This is a genomic window from Dermacoccus sp. MPR-E5 (genome assembly GCF_058809565.1).
Genome location: NZ_JBXASS010000008.1, coordinates 16,120 through 33,314 on the forward strand (window position 1 = coordinate 16,120; position 17,195 = coordinate 33,314).

The 17,195-nt window shown below is 70.4% G+C and carries 12 protein-coding genes; 8 read left to right on the plus strand and 4 right to left on the minus strand.

Annotation, left to right across the window (positions count from 1 at the left end; translation table 11 throughout):
- The first annotated feature begins 36 nt into the window (after positions 1-36).
- Genes AC1RS9_RS07630 through AC1RS9_RS07640 form a run of 3 tightly spaced genes read left to right on the plus strand, consistent with a single transcriptional unit; the run spans position 37 to position 3,075 of the window.
- Positions 37-633 carry a TetR/AcrR family transcriptional regulator gene (locus AC1RS9_RS07630; RefSeq protein WP_492921041.1) on the plus strand — a complete coding sequence of 199 codons (597 nt, stop codon included), beginning with the start codon at positions 37-39 and terminating at the stop codon, positions 631-633.
- Positions 630-1,781, plus strand: coding sequence for an alanine racemase (locus AC1RS9_RS07635; protein WP_492921043.1), 1,152 nt, complete (start codon positions 630-632; stop codon positions 1,779-1,781). The genes AC1RS9_RS07630 and AC1RS9_RS07635 overlap by 4 nt, the downstream gene beginning before the upstream one ends.
- Complete coding sequence (locus AC1RS9_RS07640; RefSeq protein WP_492921045.1) at positions 1,774-3,075, plus strand: D-arabinono-1,4-lactone oxidase; 1,302 nt, start codon at positions 1,774-1,776, stop codon at positions 3,073-3,075. The genes AC1RS9_RS07635 and AC1RS9_RS07640 overlap by 8 nt, the downstream gene beginning before the upstream one ends.
- A 789-nt stretch (positions 3,076-3,864) precedes the next feature.
- Here AC1RS9_RS07640 and rarD read toward each other — a convergent pair.
- The 4 genes from rarD to recC all read right to left on the minus strand — a co-directional run bounded on the left by rarD (position 3,865) and on the right by recC (position 13,534).
- Positions 3,865-4,782: an EamA family transporter RarD gene (gene rarD, locus AC1RS9_RS07645; protein ID WP_006946240.1), complete on the minus strand. Its 918-nt coding sequence runs from the start codon at positions 4,780-4,782 to the stop codon at positions 3,865-3,867.
- A gap of 69 nt (positions 4,783-4,851) precedes the next feature.
- Positions 4,852-6,720 (minus strand): exodeoxyribonuclease V subunit alpha, encoded by a 1,869-nt coding sequence (gene recD / locus AC1RS9_RS07650; RefSeq protein ID WP_083603991.1) that lies wholly within the window; start codon positions 6,718-6,720, stop codon positions 4,852-4,854.
- The gene (locus AC1RS9_RS07655; protein WP_083603992.1) at positions 6,717-10,100 is read right to left on the minus strand and encodes a UvrD-helicase domain-containing protein; all 3,384 of its coding nucleotides are present in this window, start codon (positions 10,098-10,100) and stop codon (positions 6,717-6,719) included. The genes recD and AC1RS9_RS07655 overlap by 4 nt, the downstream gene beginning before the upstream one ends.
- Positions 10,097-13,534, minus strand: a complete 3,438-nt coding sequence (gene recC / locus AC1RS9_RS07660; protein ID WP_074040974.1) for an exodeoxyribonuclease V subunit gamma — start codon at positions 13,532-13,534, stop codon at positions 10,097-10,099. The genes AC1RS9_RS07655 and recC overlap by 4 nt, the downstream gene beginning before the upstream one ends.
- 282 nt (positions 13,535-13,816) lie before the next feature.
- Here recC and AC1RS9_RS07665 point away from each other — a divergent pair, with 282 nt between their 5' ends.
- The 5 genes from AC1RS9_RS07665 to AC1RS9_RS07685 are packed head-to-tail and all read left to right on the plus strand — an operon-like array spanning position 13,817 to position 17,101.
- Positions 13,817-14,188: an NADH-quinone oxidoreductase subunit A gene (locus AC1RS9_RS07665; protein ID WP_006946140.1), complete on the plus strand. Its 372-nt coding sequence runs from the start codon at positions 13,817-13,819 to the stop codon at positions 14,186-14,188.
- Positions 14,189-14,200: 12 nt separating this feature from the next.
- A complete protein-coding gene (locus tag AC1RS9_RS07670; RefSeq protein ID WP_074040975.1) occupies positions 14,201-14,950 on the plus strand; it encodes an NADH-quinone oxidoreductase subunit B in 750 nt (249 codons plus the stop codon).
- Positions 14,947-15,516, plus strand: coding sequence for an NADH-quinone oxidoreductase subunit C (locus tag AC1RS9_RS07675; RefSeq protein ID WP_038567011.1), 570 nt, complete (start codon positions 14,947-14,949; stop codon positions 15,514-15,516). The genes AC1RS9_RS07670 and AC1RS9_RS07675 overlap by 4 nt, the downstream gene beginning before the upstream one ends.
- Positions 15,513-16,469 (plus strand): complex I subunit 1/NuoH family protein, encoded by a 957-nt coding sequence (locus AC1RS9_RS07680; RefSeq protein WP_006946099.1) that lies wholly within the window; start codon positions 15,513-15,515, stop codon positions 16,467-16,469. The genes AC1RS9_RS07675 and AC1RS9_RS07680 overlap by 4 nt, the downstream gene beginning before the upstream one ends.
- Complete coding sequence (locus tag AC1RS9_RS07685; protein WP_144693496.1) at positions 16,466-17,101, plus strand: NuoI/complex I 23 kDa subunit family protein; 636 nt, start codon at positions 16,466-16,468, stop codon at positions 17,099-17,101. Before AC1RS9_RS07680 ends, AC1RS9_RS07685 begins: the two co-directional genes overlap by 4 nt.
- The last annotated feature ends 94 nt before the right edge of the window (positions 17,102-17,195 follow it).

Below are 17,195 nucleotides of genomic sequence, written 5' to 3' on the forward strand. Positions count from 1 at the left end.
CACATGTCCAGTTGAGGGGGCGTTAGAGTCGCAGTTATGCCTCGGCTAGACATCGAAACGCGACGCGCGCAACTCATCCAGGCGGCCGTCGCGATCGCCCTGCGGGACGGTCTGGACAACACGACCGTCCGCCGTATCGCGACGGAGGCGGGCGTCTCGCTCGGCACCGTCCACTACTGCTTCGACAGCAAGAAGGCGCTGCTCGAAGCCATGGTCGAGTCGATCGCGACTCGCGACATCGAGGCGGCGTCACTGCCGTTGCCGGACGACGTCTCGCCCGTCGACGCCATCCGCGCCGCGTTCCGCCACTACTGGTCGATCAGTGGTGCGCAGGCGGACCGGCAGCGACTCGTCTACGAACTCGTCGCCTACCTCGTGCGTCAGGAAGACTCGGGCCCCGAGCTCGCGCGCCGCATCTTCGCCACGAACTACGCGATCGTCCACGACTTCGTCGAGACCTTCCAGACACGCTGGTCGAACGACCTCGGCATCCCGACCGAGGTCGTCCAGCGCATGGTCATCGCCATGACGGACGGCGTCGCCCTCGCCTGGCTCGCCGACGGTGATGACGACAAGGCGCTCGCCGTCCTCGACGCCTTCGCCGGCCTGTTCGCCGACCGAGTGTCCACGTGAGCGTCTTCGACACACCGTTGGGGCCGATCGGGGCGCCGATGGCCGTCCTCGACCGCGCAGCGTTCACGCGCAACCTGACGGCGCTACGCGACGTCGCGGCCCCCGTGCCGCTGCGCATCGCGACGAAGTCGATCCGCGTGCGCGCGCTCATCGAGGAGGCGCTGCGCCACGACGGCGTCAGCGGTCTGCTCGCCTATTCGGTCGCCGAGGCGCGGTGGCTCGTGTCTCACGGGCTACGTGATGTGCTCGTCGCCTACCCGAGCACCGACGTCGTCGCGATGCGCGCCATCGCCGACGACGAGGACGCACGCGCCACCGTCACGCTCATGGTCGACTCGCCCGAGCACGTCGCGATGATCGCGCGCGTCGCCACGCAGGCGGGGGTCGTGCTGCGCGTGGCCATCGACGTCGACATGACGTTCAAGGTCGGTCCGTTCACCGCCGGCGCGCACCGTTCCGACGTGCGTACGCCCGAGGACGCCGTCAGCCTCGCGCAGTGCATCGAGCGGACGCGAGGCGTTGAACTCGTCGGCTGCATGTTCTACGAGGCACAGATCGCGGGCGTGCCCGATTCGACGCCCGGTCACCGCCTCATGAAGTGGGCGTCGATGCGCGAGATCGAGGGCCGCCGACGCTCCGTCGTCGACGCGCTGCGGGCGTACTCCGACCTCGAGATCATCAACGGAGGCGGCACGGGATCGGCGCACATCAGCGGGCGTGACGGCGTGCTCGGCGACATCGCCGTCGGCTCCGGTCTGTTCGCGCCGCGTCTGTTCGACCGCTACCGCGCGCTGCGCACCGAACCGGCCTGCTGGTTCGTCTCACCCGTCGTGCGCAAACCCGACCCACAGACCGCCGTCACGTATTCGGGCGGCTACATCGGCTCCGGGCCGCCGTCACGCTCGCGGGTGCCGGTGCCCGTGCATCCGCGTGGGCTCAAGTACTACGGCCAGCTGGGCGCGGGGGAGGTGCAGTCGCCGCTGCACGGAGCGTCCGCGCGCGGGTTGAGCATCGGCGACCACGTGTGGTTCCGCCACTCCAAGGCAGGGGAGATGTGCGAGCGGTTCGACTCGATCCTCGTCGTCGAGAACGGCGCCCTCGCCGACGAGGTCGCGACCTATCGGGGAGAAGGGCAGAACTTTGGCTGAGTGGAGCAACTGGGCCGGCAACGTGACGGCGACGCCGCGCGAGGTCGTCACGCCGCGATCGCGCGACGAGGTCGTTGCGCTCGTGCAGCGCGCCGCGGCGTCGGGCGGGCGGGTCAAACCGGTCGGGGCAGGGCACTCGTTCACGGCGATCGCGGAGCCCGTCGACGTCCAGGTGCGTCTCGATGCGCTGAGCGGCATCGTCGTCGACGAGGCGACGAACCGGGTGCGCATCAAGGCGGGGACGCACCTGTACGACCTCGTCGAGCGGCTCGCCGAACACGGGCTCGCGCTGCCCAACATGGGCGACATCGACCGTCAGACGATCGCGGGGGCGGTCTCGACGTCGACGCACGGCACAGGGCTCGGCTGGACCGGGTTCGGCGGCGCCGTCGTCGGCGGCGAGATGGTGACGGGCACCGGCGAGGTTCTGCGCTGGAGCGACGACGGGGAGGACGCCGACCTCGTGCCGGCGCTCGCCGTCACGCTCGGGGCGCTCGGGGTGATCACCGAGGTCGAGATGCAGTGCGTGCCGGCGTTCACGCTGGCCGCGACGGAGGGCCCGTCGACGATGACGACGGAGTTCGCCGGCCTCGACGCGACGCTCGCCGAGATCGACCACTACGAGTTCTACTGGTTTCCGCACACCGACAAGGTGATGACGAAGCGCAACGTCCGCAGGGGCGGTGACGCGGCGGTGAATCCGCTGCCGCGCTGGAAGGGACGACTCGAGGATCAGTTCCTGTCGAACACCGTCTTCGGGTGGCTCAACGAGCTCGCGGTGCGACGGCCGTCGCTCGTGCCGCGCCTCAACGACATCTCCGCCTCGACGCTGTCCGCGCGCGAGTTCTCGGATCGCTCGCACGCCGTGTACGCCTCACCGCGAACGGTTCGGTTCCGCGAATCGGAGATGGCCGTGCCGCTCGAGGCCGCAGAGCCGATCCTGCGGGAGATGCAGCGGTGGGTGGAGCGCACCGCCGAACCCGTCGCGTTCCCCGTCGAGGTGCGCTGGGCTGCCGGTGACGATCGCTGGATGTCGACGGCCAACGAGCGTGACAGCTGCTACATCGCCATCCACCAATACGTGAAGGCCGACCACCGCGCCTACTTCGCGCACTTCTGGGACGTCGCCCGCGAACTCGGCGCGCGCCCTCACTGGGGCAAGATGCACGACTACGACGCCGACTACCTGCGCTCGGTCTACCCGCGTTTCGACGACTTCGTCGCCCTGCGCGATCGTCTCGACCCGCAGCGGGTGTTCGCCAACCCGTATCTGGAACAGGTGCTCGGGGCCTGACGGCTGGGCGCACGGGGCCGAGCCGGGCCGAACACGAGCGAAATCGGTGGGATCGAGCGCTGCAGTGCTTGATCCCACCGATTCGCTCGATCGTGGTTGGTTGTCCACAGGGCGACGTCGTTCGCCCAGCACGCCGTGCCCTCGATGGGCGACAGTGTGAGAGTGAATCCGCCACCCGAGCTGCTGCGGCAGCGAATGCAGCACGGACCCCATCATCTGCACGTGAGTGAACTCGCCACCCATGGGCTGACGCATGACCACGTCCGACGCTGGGTCCGTGACGGTTGGCTCGAATCGCTCGGCAACGGCAGCTATCACATCGTGACGCCGCCGACGTCCGAGAATCCGGCGGTGTGGCGCCGCGAATTGGCGCGACGCCGTGTTGCCGCCACGCTCACGGCACTGCCAGACGTGCTTGCCCTCTATGACCGTCGCAAGGGGGGTGAGCATGGCGCGCGTCGTCGTCGATCTCGCGGACGCCCGGGTCGAGTCGCCGGGGGAGAGCCGGCTGCGCTGGTTGTGCCACACCTACGGGATCGCCTTGGAGCCGCAACACCCGATTCGCGACGAGACGGGCGGCGTCTTCGCCCGGGCTGATTTCCGGGTTGCAGTACTCGTGTCCTCATCGAGTTCGACGGGCTCGGCAAGTACGACAGCCCGCGCGCCCTGCAGGCCGAGAAGCTGCGTCACCTGCGTCTTGAGCGTCTTGGCTTCATCGTCGTGCGGTTGACGTGGCATGACCTCGCTGACCCGGCGCGCGTCGGCGCCATGATCCGAGTGGCTGCGTGTTCAGGCGGCGGCTGCGACGCGTCGGGCGCGGCGGCTGCGGGTGGCGTGCTGCAGCGAGTCGAGCGTCAGGGCGACGAGGGCGAGCCACACGAGGCCGAAGCCGACCCAGCGTCCGGCACTGATGTGCTCGCCGAGTACGAGCACGCCGCACAGCAACTGCATGATCGGCGTCATGAACTGCAGCAGCCCGATCGTCGTCAGCGGGATGCGACGGGCAGCGGCGGCGAACAGCAGCAGCGGGATGGCCGTCGCGACGCCGCTGAAGGCGAGCAGAACGCTGTGCGAGACGCCGTGCCCGCTCCACGTCAGATCCTTCGACGGCAGCACGAACAGCAGCAGTGCGGCGGCCAACGGCGCGAGGACGACGGTCTCCGCCGTCAGCCCCTCGAGGGCGCTGAGGTGGCCGCCGATGCGCTTCTTCATGAGGCCGTATGCGGCGAACGACAGCGCGAGGGAGATGGAGATCCACGGCGGGCTGCCGTAGTCGATCGCGAGGTAGACGCACGCGACGACACCGATCGCGACGGCGAGCCACTGCAGACGCCGCAGCTTCTCACCGAGCACGAGGACGCCGAGCATCACCGTCACGAGAGGGTTGAGGAAGTACCCGAGCGCGGCCTCGGTGACGTGGCCGCTCGTCACGGCGACGACGTAGATCGTCCAGTTCGCGGCGATGAGCAGCGCCGCGATGGTGATGGCGCCGAGCCTGCGCGCGTCCCTGAACAACCCGCCCAGGAAGCCCAGATTGCGGGTGATCGCCAGCAGGACGAGACACAGCAGCAGCGTCCACAGGATGCGATGGCTGAGGATCTCCCACGCGCCCGCCGGTTCGAGGGCATGGAAGTACAGCGGAAACAGACCCCACGCCAGGTAGGCGAGGAAGCCGTAGATCGTGCCTTGGCGCTGCTCGTCAGCCACGCTTCTCCATCGGTCGTCGGGCCGGGTGATCCCGGCGGGGCAGGTGACACCGGTCAGTGCATCAGAAATCTATCCATTCTCGGTTTTCGTCTCGCGCTGGATGTTCGTCTCACGCAGGCGCCGCGCCAGCCCTGACGCTCGGCGCACCGGGGTGCGCACCGCGTGCTCGATGGCGTCGTCCGTGCCGACGACGGTGAGGTGCGCACTCGCGCGGGTCAGCGCGGTGTAGAGCATCTCGCGCGTCAGCAGCCGCGAACTGACCGGCGGCACGATGACCGTGACGTGCTCGGCCTGGCTGCCCTGCGCCTTGTGCACCGTCATCGCGTGCATCGTCTCGACGTCGGCCAGGCGCCACGGTGAGAACTCGGTGCGTTTCTTCGTCTCCTCGCCCGCCTTCTGCCCGCGGTCGACGAGGACGACGAGGTGCCCGCCCGCGTCGATGACGACGCCCGTGTCACCGTTGAAAAGCCCGAGGCTCGGGTCGTTCTTCGTCACGATGACGGGCCGGCCGACGTACATGCGGCCCGCCACGATGTCGACGCCCCGATCGGCGAGCGAGGCCTCGACGAGGCGGTTCCAGCGGGCGACACCGTACGGTCCGGTGCGGTGCGCGCACAGGAGACGGTGGTGACGCAGGGCGCCCAGCGCCGCGTCACGATCCCCGGCAGCGGCCGCCTGACGCAGCTGCCACGCCGATTCCGCGACGTGCGGCAGCGCGGCCAGGTCGACGTCGCCCTCGCTGAGGTGTTCGACGTCGCCGCGCCCACCGCGCAGCACCGCGGTGACGCCCGCGACCTGTTCGTCCGGCGTCGGCGCCGCGAAGGCCAGCGCGAGATCGCGGCGGGATTCGCTGAGCCGGTGATGCGTCGTGAGGCGCACGATCTGCGCGTCGTCGAGCCCGGAGACGAGGTCGCTCAGCACCGAACCGGCCTCGACGGATGCGAGCTGATCGGGGTCGCCGACGAGGAGCAGGCGCGCCGTCGGCTTGAGCGCTTCGAGCAGGCGCGCCGTCATCGCGAGTGACAGCATCGACGCCTCGTCGACGACGACGAGATCGTGCGGCAGCGGGTTGCTCGCGTCGTGCACGAAGCGCTGCGAGTTCGTGCGATCCCACCCGAGCAAGCGATGCAGGGTGATGGCGTCGGGGGCCGCGTCGGGGCCGACGCCGTTCTCACGCAACGACTCCGTCATGCGCGCCGCCGCCTTGCCGGTGGGAGCCGCGAGCGCAAGGCGTAGGTCGGCTCCGAGCCCCGCGTGGGCGGCGCGGATGATCGCAGCGAGCGTGTAGGTCTTGCCCATGCCCGGGCCACCGGTGAGGACGGTCAGCGATCGCGTCAAGACCGAGTGCACCGCTCCGCGCTGCGCGTCGTCGAGCGCGATGCCGGCGATGGCCGCGTCGGCCTCGGCCTGCGACTGCGTGGTGAGGGGAGCCAGCAGTGATTGCCGCTGTGCGATGAGGTCGGCGATGAGGTTCTCGTCGCGGTCGTGACGATCCATGATGAGCAGCGGCGGATCTGCGGCGTCCGCGCCGTCGCCGCGCAGGTGCACGACGCCTTGGTGCGCGAGCGCACTCGCACGCACGAGATCGGCGAGGGCCGCAGGGTCGGGCACGGCGATCACCTCGGCGAGCGTCGCCACCGCGAGGTCGACCTCGTCCTCCTGGTCACGCGCGACCTCGGCGCCCGTCGTGGCGACGCCTGTGAGGTCGAGCGCGCTCGATCCTTCTCGGGCCGCGCGTACGGCGAGAGCGAGCAGCGCGAGCGGCCACCCGTCGCGTTCACCCACGGCGCGGGCGATGCGACGGGCCACGAGTTCGTCGCCGCGGCTGACGAACTCGTGCTCGGCGAGGACGTCGAGTGGGTGGCGTCCGTCTGTGCGACCCGCGTCAGGTGCGACAACCGCCGATTCGGGCGCAGTCTCGACATGGTGGTCGGTCATCGCTGACTCCCTCGCTCGCGACCGTCGATGATGGCGGACAGCGCGACGACGAGCGCTGCCGGTGGGCGCCACGTGAAGACGCCGAAGGGGGTGTCGTCGTCACCGCGGGGCGTGTCAGCCCCCGCCATGCCACGCACATAGAGATACATGACGCCGCCGAGGTGGGTCTCGGGGTCGTAGCCGGGCAGGCGCCAGCGCAGGTAGCGGTGCAGGACGACGGCGTACAGAATCGCCTGCAGCGGGTAGGACGAGTGATTCATCGCCGCGGCGAGGGCCTCGGGGCCGTAAGCAGACAACGTGAGCGGGGCATCCGGATCACCCAGGCGGTTCGTCTTGTAGTCGACGACGAAATAGCGCCCGCCGTGACGGAACGTCAGGTCGATCGAGCCGGTCAGGTACCCGCGCAGCGTCTCCTCGCCGAGCAGGGAGGCCTCGAGGTGGTCGGCGTAGGGACGCAGCGGGTCGTCTTCCGGCAGGTGACGGCGCAGGACGTCGGCGAACGCACGCAGGGTCGCCCGGGCGTGGGGGGTGTCACCGCCACCGAGGGGGATCTCGAAGTCCATCTCGGCGATGCGGTCGCTCGTTGCGATCCGACGCAGGCACACGTCGTCGGCCAGGGGCCCGAACGGGGTGGCGAGCACCCCGCGCAGCGCTTCGACGAGGGCGTCGACGTCGACGTCCGTCGGCCAGCGCAGCTGTTGTTCGACGATGTGCCGGTGCAGCTCGGCGTCGAGGTCGTCGGCCTGGAAGTCGGCCTCCTCGAGCACACCGTGCACGAGCGAGCCGAACGTCGCGCCGAGCGGCTGGTCGTGCATGGGGGAGAGAGCGTCAGCCCCCGGGACATCGGGCGCCGACGGTGCCTGCGGCAGCGCGAGGTCGACGTCCGGGTCGAGCTGGGCGCCGACGGCGTCGGGCTCGCTGACGACGCCCGCCAGCTCGTCGGCGCGCTCGCCGGCGGCCGACAGCGCGGAGTACGACGTGCGTCGCCAGGACGTGTCGACGAGGCGTGGGTCGAACCGTGAGAGGTTCATCTCGTCGCTCGAGACGGCGACGTGAACGGGCGTCGGCTTGGCGCCGGGCACGACCTCGGTGAGGGTGAAGGCCCGGTGTTCAGCCCAGGTCTGGAGGGTCTCGAACAGCTTGTCACCGCGCGGCAGGCCGTTCTGCTCGGTCGTGGTGATGACCTCGCTGCCCTTGTCGCTCGTGCGGCGCGTCAGCAGTTCTCCCAGCGACGCGGCGTCGGCGGCCTGACCGAACAGCAGCCGGTGCAGAGCGCTCTTCGAGGTACTGCGTGCCGTCGGTGCCCACCACAACACCACCTTGCTCTGCGCGCGCGTCATCGCCACGTACGCGAGGCGCATCTCCTCGCCGGAGGCCTCCTCGTGCGATCGCGACGCGTTGATGACGCCCGGATCGAACGAGACGACACGGCCCGCCTCGGTGTAGACGATGTCGGGAACCGAGCGGTCCTTGTCCCATCGGTTCCACAGCGTCGGCGCGAAGACGATGGGGTACTGCAGCCCCTTGCTCGCGTGGATGGTCGACAGTGTCACGGCCTGCGCGTCGGAGTCGAGACGCATGAGGCGCGCGTCGGCGGTGACCTTGGCATCCGCGGCGCTCTGCTCCTGCACCCACGCGACGAGCGCCGCGATGCCGCCGCCGGTCGCGAGCTGACGCTCCGTCAGCAACTGCGCGCAGTGCTCGATGTCGGTGACGTCGCGTTCGCCGCCGACGCGGGCGAGGAGGCGTTCGAGCATGCCGTGCGCTCGCAGCGCATCCACGACGGCGGGGATGCCGCCCTCGTCGAACTGCGCCGCGAGCGCGTGGACGAGTTCGGCGGATTCGTCGGCGTCGGCCGTCTCGAGTGCGTCGATGCGGGCGACGTCCCAGCCGATGAGGGGCGTCAGGCACGCCGCTCGCACGCGCTGCGCGCGATGGGGTTGTTCGAGGGCGAGCAGGAGCTCGAGCCACCAGGCCCCGGCGCTGCTGCGCAGTACGGAGTCGCCACTCATCATCACGGCGGGGATGCCGGCGGCACGCAGCTGCTCGCGGACCTGGAGCAGCTGTGCGTGGGTGCGCGCGAGGACCGCCATGTGGTGCGGCGCGAGCGGCGCGTCGCCGAACGTCGTCCCGCTCGCCAGCAGCTCGCTGGCGCGCACCGCGAGGTCGTGCGCGACGGCGCTGCGCGCGCCAGCTGCGGGCAGCGGGTCACCGTTGACCCAGCGCATCTCGATCGGCGCGGCGTCGCCGACGAGGCGGGACGTCTCGCGGTCGGCGGTGACGGGGTGCGCGACGATGCCGGGCGAGAGCGTCACGTTGCCCATGAGGCGGCCGAGGGCGTCGACGAGCGGGCCGTCGCTGCGGTAGTTCGTCGGCAGCGTCGAACGGTGCTCGGCGGTCTGCGACGCCCGCAGGTAGGTGTGGACGTCGCCGCCGCGGAAACCGTAGATCGCCTGCTTGGGGTCGCCGACGAGGATGAGGGAGCGGCCCGCCTCCGAGAACGCCGTCTGGAAGACCTCCCATTGCACGGGGTCGGTGTCCTGGAACTCGTCGACGAGCACGACACTCCACCGCGCCCGCATCCGTTCGCGGGCGATCGACGGGGTTGCACGCAGTGCGGTGCGCAGGTCGACGAGCAGGTCGTCGTACTCGAGGATGCCGGCGCGGCGCTTGCGGCGCGCGTACTCGTTGCGCAGCGCCTCAGCGAAGTCGATGACGGCGCGTTGGCTGTCGTCGGCGGGCGCGTCGAGGGCGGCGCCGGTGTTCGTCAATACGCAGTGGCCGATGAATCGTGCCCGCTCGTGCGAGAGGTCGAACGACGGATCCTGCGCGCGGCGGGCGACGTAAAGGTCGTCGATGACCTCGTCGCGCAGGCCGGTCGTGTCCTCGACGAGCGTCGCGAACGAGTCGGAGTCGCCGGCGACGCCGAGGCCCTTGAGCACGTCGTGGCAGAACTGGTGGATCGTCGCGATGAGCGCCGAGTCGAACGACGCGAGCGCCCGGGCGAGGCGGTCGCAGCGCTCGGCGAGCACGCCTGGGTCGTCGCTGCGCAGGGCTGCGACGAGGACGCCGTCGTCGTCGCGGGGCGCCTGACGCAGCCGCGTGAGCACGCGTTCGAGTTGTTCGCGCACGCGTTCGCGCAGTTCTTGGCTGGCGGCGCGGGAGAACGTCACGACGAGCAGTTCCTCGAGCGGTAGCCCCTCCTCGGCCACGAGACGGGTCACGAGGGCGCTCAGCGTCCAGGTCTTGCCCGTTCCGGCGCTCGCCTCGATGAGGGTCGTGCCGTGCGGGATGGGCGCCGTGACGTCGAACTGCACGGACGGCGGCGGCGCGGGTGCCCCGAGCGGGTTCGTCGCGACGGGTGCGGGGGTCTCGGTCATCGCCCGATCGGTCCCTTCTGGTCGAGCAGCGGCATCCACAGCCGTTTGCTCCGGTCGATGAACACGTTGCCCGCATTGAGCCGGTCGAGTGAGGGCACCTGTGGCGCGTAAACGCGCTGCCACCAGGGGTCGTCGCGTTCACCTTCGCGATCGAAGGTGCCTTCCCAGACCGGGCGGGCCTTGCTCGCCCCGACGTTGAGGGCGAGTTCTTCGGTGGCGTTGCGCGAGCGTCGCCCGGTGCGGTAGCCCTCGATGAACGCGAGCGACGTCTTCGCCGGCACCGGCAGGGGCGCGCGCAGACCGTCGAGGCGCAGGGCCGCGAGGTCGGTGAGCGCGCCGAGCGGGTCATCGGGTGCGGTGAGGCGGCACTCGCCGTACTTGCCGCGCACGGCGGCGCTCCACTCCTGCCCGGGACGCGAGGCGGCGACCGCGAGGACGCTCACCCAGGCCCGCGCGAGGTGCCGAGCACTGACGGAGCTGTAGTTGACGATCTGGATCTCGTCGCCGATGACGTGCGGGACGACACCCGTCAGCCGGACGGAGGTCGGCCCGCTCGGTCCGTTGAGCGTGAGGGGGATCGACACGTCGATACTGCGTCGCTCACCCGGCGGCAGGCCCTGAAGGATGGCGCCGACCTTGCGCGTGATGTCGCCGATCTTCGACGGCAGCGGGCTCGGTGGCAACGCGCCACTGTGGCTCTCCTCGGCGCTCGCCTGCTCCAGCGGCACCCCACTGAGGGTGCGACGCAGGAGGCGATCGCCGACGGCCCACTGCTCGAGCGGGTCGAGGTCGATCGGTAGCGCATCCTCGGTCTCGTCGGCCTCGTACGTGACGCCCGTCTGCAGCCGGTCGGACAGGAACGTGCGGGCCGGGTTCTCGATGAACCTCACGAGCTCGTCGAGGGTGACGTCACGGGGTTCGCGGGCCGGCAGCAGGCCGGTGAGCAGCGGCGGCAGCGAGGTCTCGTCGGCGACGTCGCGTCCGCTCTCACGCGCCTGCCGCAACGAACGCGCGCCGGCGAGCGCGACCGCGTCGTACGAGCCACCCGGCAGGGGTGAGCTGAACGTGAAGTTGCGTTCGTCGAACGGTTGCAGCGGGTGGACGAACTCGAAGGGGTGACGCTCGGCGTCCTCGGGGGTCGGCGCGCCGGTCGCGGCGGCCGCGGCGATGAGCTCCTGCAGCGGGACGGCGGGCGGGCGGCGAGTGCCGTCACGCTCGTCGAAGCCCGAGTAGAACGCGATGAGGTGCTTGCGCGACGCCATGACGGCATCGAGGAGCAGTTGCCTGTCCTCACTGCGCGGGTCGCGCTCGCCGAGATGAGGGTCGCGAGCGAGCGCGTCGTCACCGTCGACGACGAAGGAGCGGGGGAAGCTCTCGTCGTCGAGGCCGAGCAGGATGACGGCCTGGTGCGGCACCGAACGCATCGGCGTCAGCGTGCACACGCTGACGGCGCCGTTGCGGAAGTTGCTGCGCGACGGGCGCGGGCCCCAGCGCTGCTCGAGCATGACGCGCATGTCGGTGAGGCGCAGACCGGTGCGGGTGCTGCCCTCGGCGAGGAACGCCAACTCGCGCTCGAACGCTCCGAGCTGCCACGCCTCGTCGCGTGACGGAGCAGCGACGGCGCCCACGTGACGCCGCAACCAGTCGAACCATTCCTGCGGCGTGAAACTGCCCCGGGTAAGGTCGACGCCCGCTGAGCTCGTGCCGCGCACGGCCTTGGCGGCCGCCGTCACCTCCGTCATGAGGGTGACGAAGGCGCTCGCCGTCTCGATGTCGGAGGTGCCCAGATCGTCGATCGGCAGCAGGGCGCCCGCCGGAGCTTCTGTGTCGGCGCTCATCGCGACGCCGAGTGCGAGCCGGTCGAGAGCCAGCGTCCACGTGTTGGCCGGCATTTCGAGGAGGCCGTACTCGCGGCGGTGCTCGGCGTCGTAACCCCAACGTGCACCGCTCGTGCGCACCCACCGGCTGATGCGGTCGAGGGCATCCGTGTCGAAACCGAACTTCTGGCGCACGGCGGGCAGGTGCGCGAAGTCGAGCACCTCGGATGCGGTGGCGCGCCCGCCGGCGAGGCCGAGCAGTCTCAGGGCCACCTCGGCGAGGGGGTTGGTGGCGGCGAGGCCGCGGTCGGCGAGCTGCACGCGCAGACGCCGACCGGGATGGTGCGCGCCGTCGTCGTCGACGGAGGCGAACGCCGCCTTGATGAGCGGCGCGTACGTCTCGACGTCGGGGCACATGACGACGATGTCGCGCGGCTGCAGACTGCCCTTGGACTCGTCGAGCAGCCACAGCAGCGTCTCGCGCAGTGCGTCGACCTGACGGGCCGGGCCGTGACAGGCGTGAACCTGGAAGGTGGTCGTGTCGTCGATGGTCGAGACGGCGCTCGGGGCGCGGTTGGCGCGGATGTCGGCCTGCAGCTGCTCGAGGCGCGTGCCGGCAGCAGCCCCGCGCGAGGATCCCTCACCGGCAGGCCCCTGCCCAAACGGGGCGGCCGCCGGTGCGCTCGCGTCCTCGACGTCGCGTCGCAGCAGCGTCAGTTCGAGTTCGCGGATGTCACGCCCGAGCGTGGCGAGCAACGGGTGCTCCGCGGCGCGCGCGCTGTCGTCGTCGCGGCGCCGGAGGCCGCCGGAATCGAGCTGGCGCAACCGCTGCCAGAGGGCGTCGCTCGGGTGCGGCAGCCACAGGTGCGTCTCGTGACGTGCGGCGATCGCTTCGAACAGGTCGAGTGTCGCCGTCGACACCCGCGTGTAGCCGAAGAAGTTGACGCGCCGCGGCAGGGACAGCGTCAGCGTGCCGTCGCGCAGGCTGGTGCACACGCGGTCGAGCCGCGCGACGGGCGACTCGTCGATGCCGTGCGCGCGCGCCACGTCGAGCACGTCACGCCACAACCGGGGCTGCCACGCGAGGTCGGGCGCGACGTCGCCGCCGGCACCGCTCTCCCAGGCACGAACGAGCGCGGGACGCTCGTCGCTGTAGCGCGCGAACAGCCCCGCGAGGCGCCGCGCGACCGCGTACCGACGAGACTGGCGGGCACGGTGGAACCACGCGTCGTTCTTCGACGCGCCGCCGGGCAGCGCATCGGCCCCGAGGTGGTGGGCGAGCGTCTCGAACCCGGGGCGCTGCACGGCCGCGTCGACGGCTTCGAGGACGAGCCAGGCGAGCCGGTCGGGGTGCCACGGGTCGTCGAACTCGCGCTCGAGGGCGAACGACATGAACGAGTACGGCGTGTGGACGCTCAGCCCGGCGCACACCCCGTCGTCGCCGATGTTCGCGCCGAGCTCGTGCGCGAGACGTTGGCTCAGCCAGCGCTCGACGCCGGGGGAGGGCGCGATGACGAGTTCACGGTCGAACACGTCGAGCGGATCGCTCGCGAGGAGCGAGCCGAGCTGCTCGGCGAGAGCGGTCGGGGAAGCTTCCCGATGCAGGATGAGTGCCACGTCACAGACAGTAGACGCTGCCTCCGACAACCGCGGGATTCCGGGGTTCTTGCGTCCCATCGGCGACATCGCACCTGCCGGCAGGAGCCTATGAACGCCACGGCTGCGGGTGTGGGCCTTCAGCCTCGACGAACTCCCGTCGGTGACAGGGGCAGACAGGCTCCCCACTCCATCTGTGAGAGGGCAGCCGCATGATGCCCGGCGTCACCGCAGAACGCCCGCAGGCGAGACACACGCGCCAGCCTCGCGGGCGCAGGTGGTGCGCCCCGATAGGCTGGGCCGGTGAATTCCGGTCTGCTGGGCTACCTCGTCGTGCTCGGCGTCACCCTCGGGGGCGTCGCGCTCTTCGTCGCTGCCATGGTGGTCCGTCGTGTCCTCGCACCGCGCGTGCCCAGCCCGACGAAGCTGACGACGTACGAGTCGGGCGTCGACCCCATCGCCGGCAACTGGCAGCAGTCCGGTTTCCGGTACGTCGCGTTCGCGTTTCTCTACGTGGTGTTCGCCGTCGACGCCGTCTACCTGTTCCCGTGGGCGCTCGTCCTGCGCACGAGCGGTCTCGGCGTCGCTTCACTGTTCGAGATGGGCATCTTCATCCTCGTCCTGCTCGTCGGCCTCGCGCATGCCGCGCGCCGGGGCCTGCTGGCCTGGCTGTGAGGTGATCCGACGATGACCGACGATTCCCGCACGCCCGCCGCCGACGCGACCTCCCCCACGGCAGGGCCGATCGAAGCCACCGCAGAGCGCGCCGTCGACCTGCCGATGCCGACGGTGCGTCCCCACGTCGGCATGGCGCAGGAGCATGCACCGAAGCCGATGCGGCTCGTCCTCAACTGGGGGCGCCGCTACTCACTGTGGGTGTTCAACTTCGGCCTCGCCTGCTGCGCGATCGAATTCATCGCCGGCTCGATGTCGCGCCACGACTTCATCCGCCTCGGCGTCATCCCCTTCGCGCCGGGCCCACGTCAGGCCGACCTCATGGTCGTCTCCGGCACCGTCACCGACAAGATGGCGCCCGCCGTCCGTCGCCTCTACGACCAGATGCCCGAGCCGAAGTACGTCATCAGCTTCGGCGCGTGTTCGAACTCCGGTGGGCCGTACTGGGATTCTTACTCCGTGACGAAAGGCGTCGACCAGCTCGTGCCCGTCGACGTCTACGTGCCCGGTTGCCCGCCGCGCCCCGAAGCGCTGCTGCAGGGCATCGTCACGCTGCAGAACCAGATCGCGCAGGAGAAGCTGACCGGCGAGAGCATCATGTCGCGCCTCAACCCGTTCTCCACCAAGCGCCGCAGCGCCGCGTCCGTCCAGCGTCCGCTCGTGACGAAGCCGGGGCACGACGTCCCCTCGACGAAGGCGACGGGCGCCACCAAGGCCGACGCCCCGACACCCGACACCCCCACGACCGGTGATGACGCATGAGCCGCGAACCGCGCCGCGTCGACGTCGCGCTCGACGAGTGGATCGCCACGCATGAAGCGCACCGCGCCGACGGCTACACGTTCTTCGACTTCGTCACCGCCGTCGACGAGACCGATCGCGATCTGCCCGACAAGCCGGCCGGTTTCGACCTCGTCAGCCACCTCTATGAGATCGGTGACGGCGACGTCCCCGGCGTGCGCGCGAGTGTCATGACGCGCGCACGGGTGCCGCTCGCCTCGGGTGACGACCCGGCGCACGCCCCGAGCCTCACCGGCCTGTGGCGCGGCGCGGCATGGCACGAACGTGAGACGTTCGAGATGTTCGGCATCGTGTTCGACGGGTTCGACGACGGCACGGGCGCCGGTCTGCGCAAGCTGCTGCTGCCCGAGACGTTCATTGGCACGCCGCTGCGCAAGTCGTTCGTCCTCACGGCGCGCGCGAGCAAGGAGTGGCCGGGCATCAAGGACCCCGGCGAGTCCAAGGGTGAGAGCCCTCGCGCGGGAGCGGCCAAGCGCCGCAAGGTCATGGCGCCGGGCGTCCCCGACGACACGTGGGGGCCGCGATGAGCGTTCTCGACGTCACGTTGCGCAGCGTGGCCGTGCTCGCCTGTTTCATGGTGCTGCCGCTCGTGCTCGGCCAGGTCGAGCACAAGGTGATGGCGCACATGCAGGGGCGCCTCGGCCCGATGGAGGCCGGCGGTTTTCACGGGTGGGCGCAGCTGGTCGCCGATGGCGTCAAGTTCGCGCAGAAGGAGGACGTGACGCCGCGCGCCGCTGACCGGGGCGTGTTCAAGCTCGCGCCGGCGGTATCGATGTTCAGCTATCTGCTGGCGCTCGCGGCCGTCCCGTTCACGCCGAGCCTCGTCGCCGGTGACCTGCCCGCGTCGCTCGTCTACGTGCTCGCCGTCTCCGGCATCGGCACGGTCGCGACGCTCATGGCAGGGTTCGGTTCGGGCAACAAGTACGCGACGCTCGGCGCGTTCCGGTCGGCCGCGCAGCTCGTCAGCTACGAGGTGCCGCTCATCCTCGCGTGCGCGTCGTTCGCGATGGCTGCGGGTTCGCTCAGCATCTCCGGCATCGTCCACGAGTGGCACCCGATCTGGTTGCTGTGGCAGCTGCCGGGCGCGTTCGTCCTGCTCGTCGCGATGACGGCCGAGCTGCAACGCCCGCCGTTCGACATGCCCGTCGCCGACTCAGAGGTCGTCATGGGCGTGATGACGGAGTACACCGGCCTGCGTTTCGCGCTGTTCCTGCTGAGCGAGTACGCAGGCATCGTCGTGATGTCGGCACTGTTCGCCGCGCTCTACCTCGGCGGGTGGAACGGCCCGTTCGAGGGCGCGCTCGGGTTCGTGTGGATGCTGCTCAAGACGGCCGTCGTCGCCTTCGTCATCTTGTGGATGCGTATGAGCTGGCCGCGGCTGCGTGAGGACCAGCTGCAGCGTTTCGCCTGGTTCGTGCTCGTCCCGCTCGCACTCGTCCAACTCGCTCTCACCGCGGCAGGAGTGATCTACACCGCATGACTCAGCCTCACGAGAACGACGCGTCCGCCTCGGGCGATGCGACTCCCGACGCCCCGCGCGATCTCGGTCGCCACGTCCACCCGCTGCCCTCCTCCGGGCGTGAGGCGGGTCCGATCCGCGGCCTGCTCGCCGGGATGCGCACGACTGCGCGCACGATGACGAAGAAGACGTCCGTGCAGCAGTACCCGGACGTCAAGCCCGACCTGCCGCCGCGCAGCCGCGGCGTCATCGCGCTGCTCGAGGAGAACTGCACCGCCTGCATGCTGTGCGCACGCGAGTGCCCCGACTGGTGCCTCTACATCGACTCGCACAAGGAGACGGTGCCGAGCGAGGCGCCCGGTGGGCGCGATCGTCAGCGCAACGTCGTCGACCGGTTCGCGATCGACTTCTCCTTGTGCATGTACTGCGGCATCTGCATCGAGGTCTGCCCGTTCGACGCGCTGTTCTGGAGCCCCGAGTTCGAGTACGCGACGAACGACATCCGCGACCTGCTGCAGGAGAAGGACGAGCTCGGCGCGTGGATGCGCACCGTCCCCGCGCCGCCCGATCTCGACGACGGCGCACCCGGGGCCGCCGAGGTGGCTGCGGCGAGCAAACCCGCACGCGTGCAACGACGTCGGCCGACGCAGTGAACGCGAGCACCACGACGACGCGGGCCACCGCCCGCCACACCGAAGTCGACACGCCCATCAGCAGCCGGACAGCCAGGACCAGGGGGGAGCGACC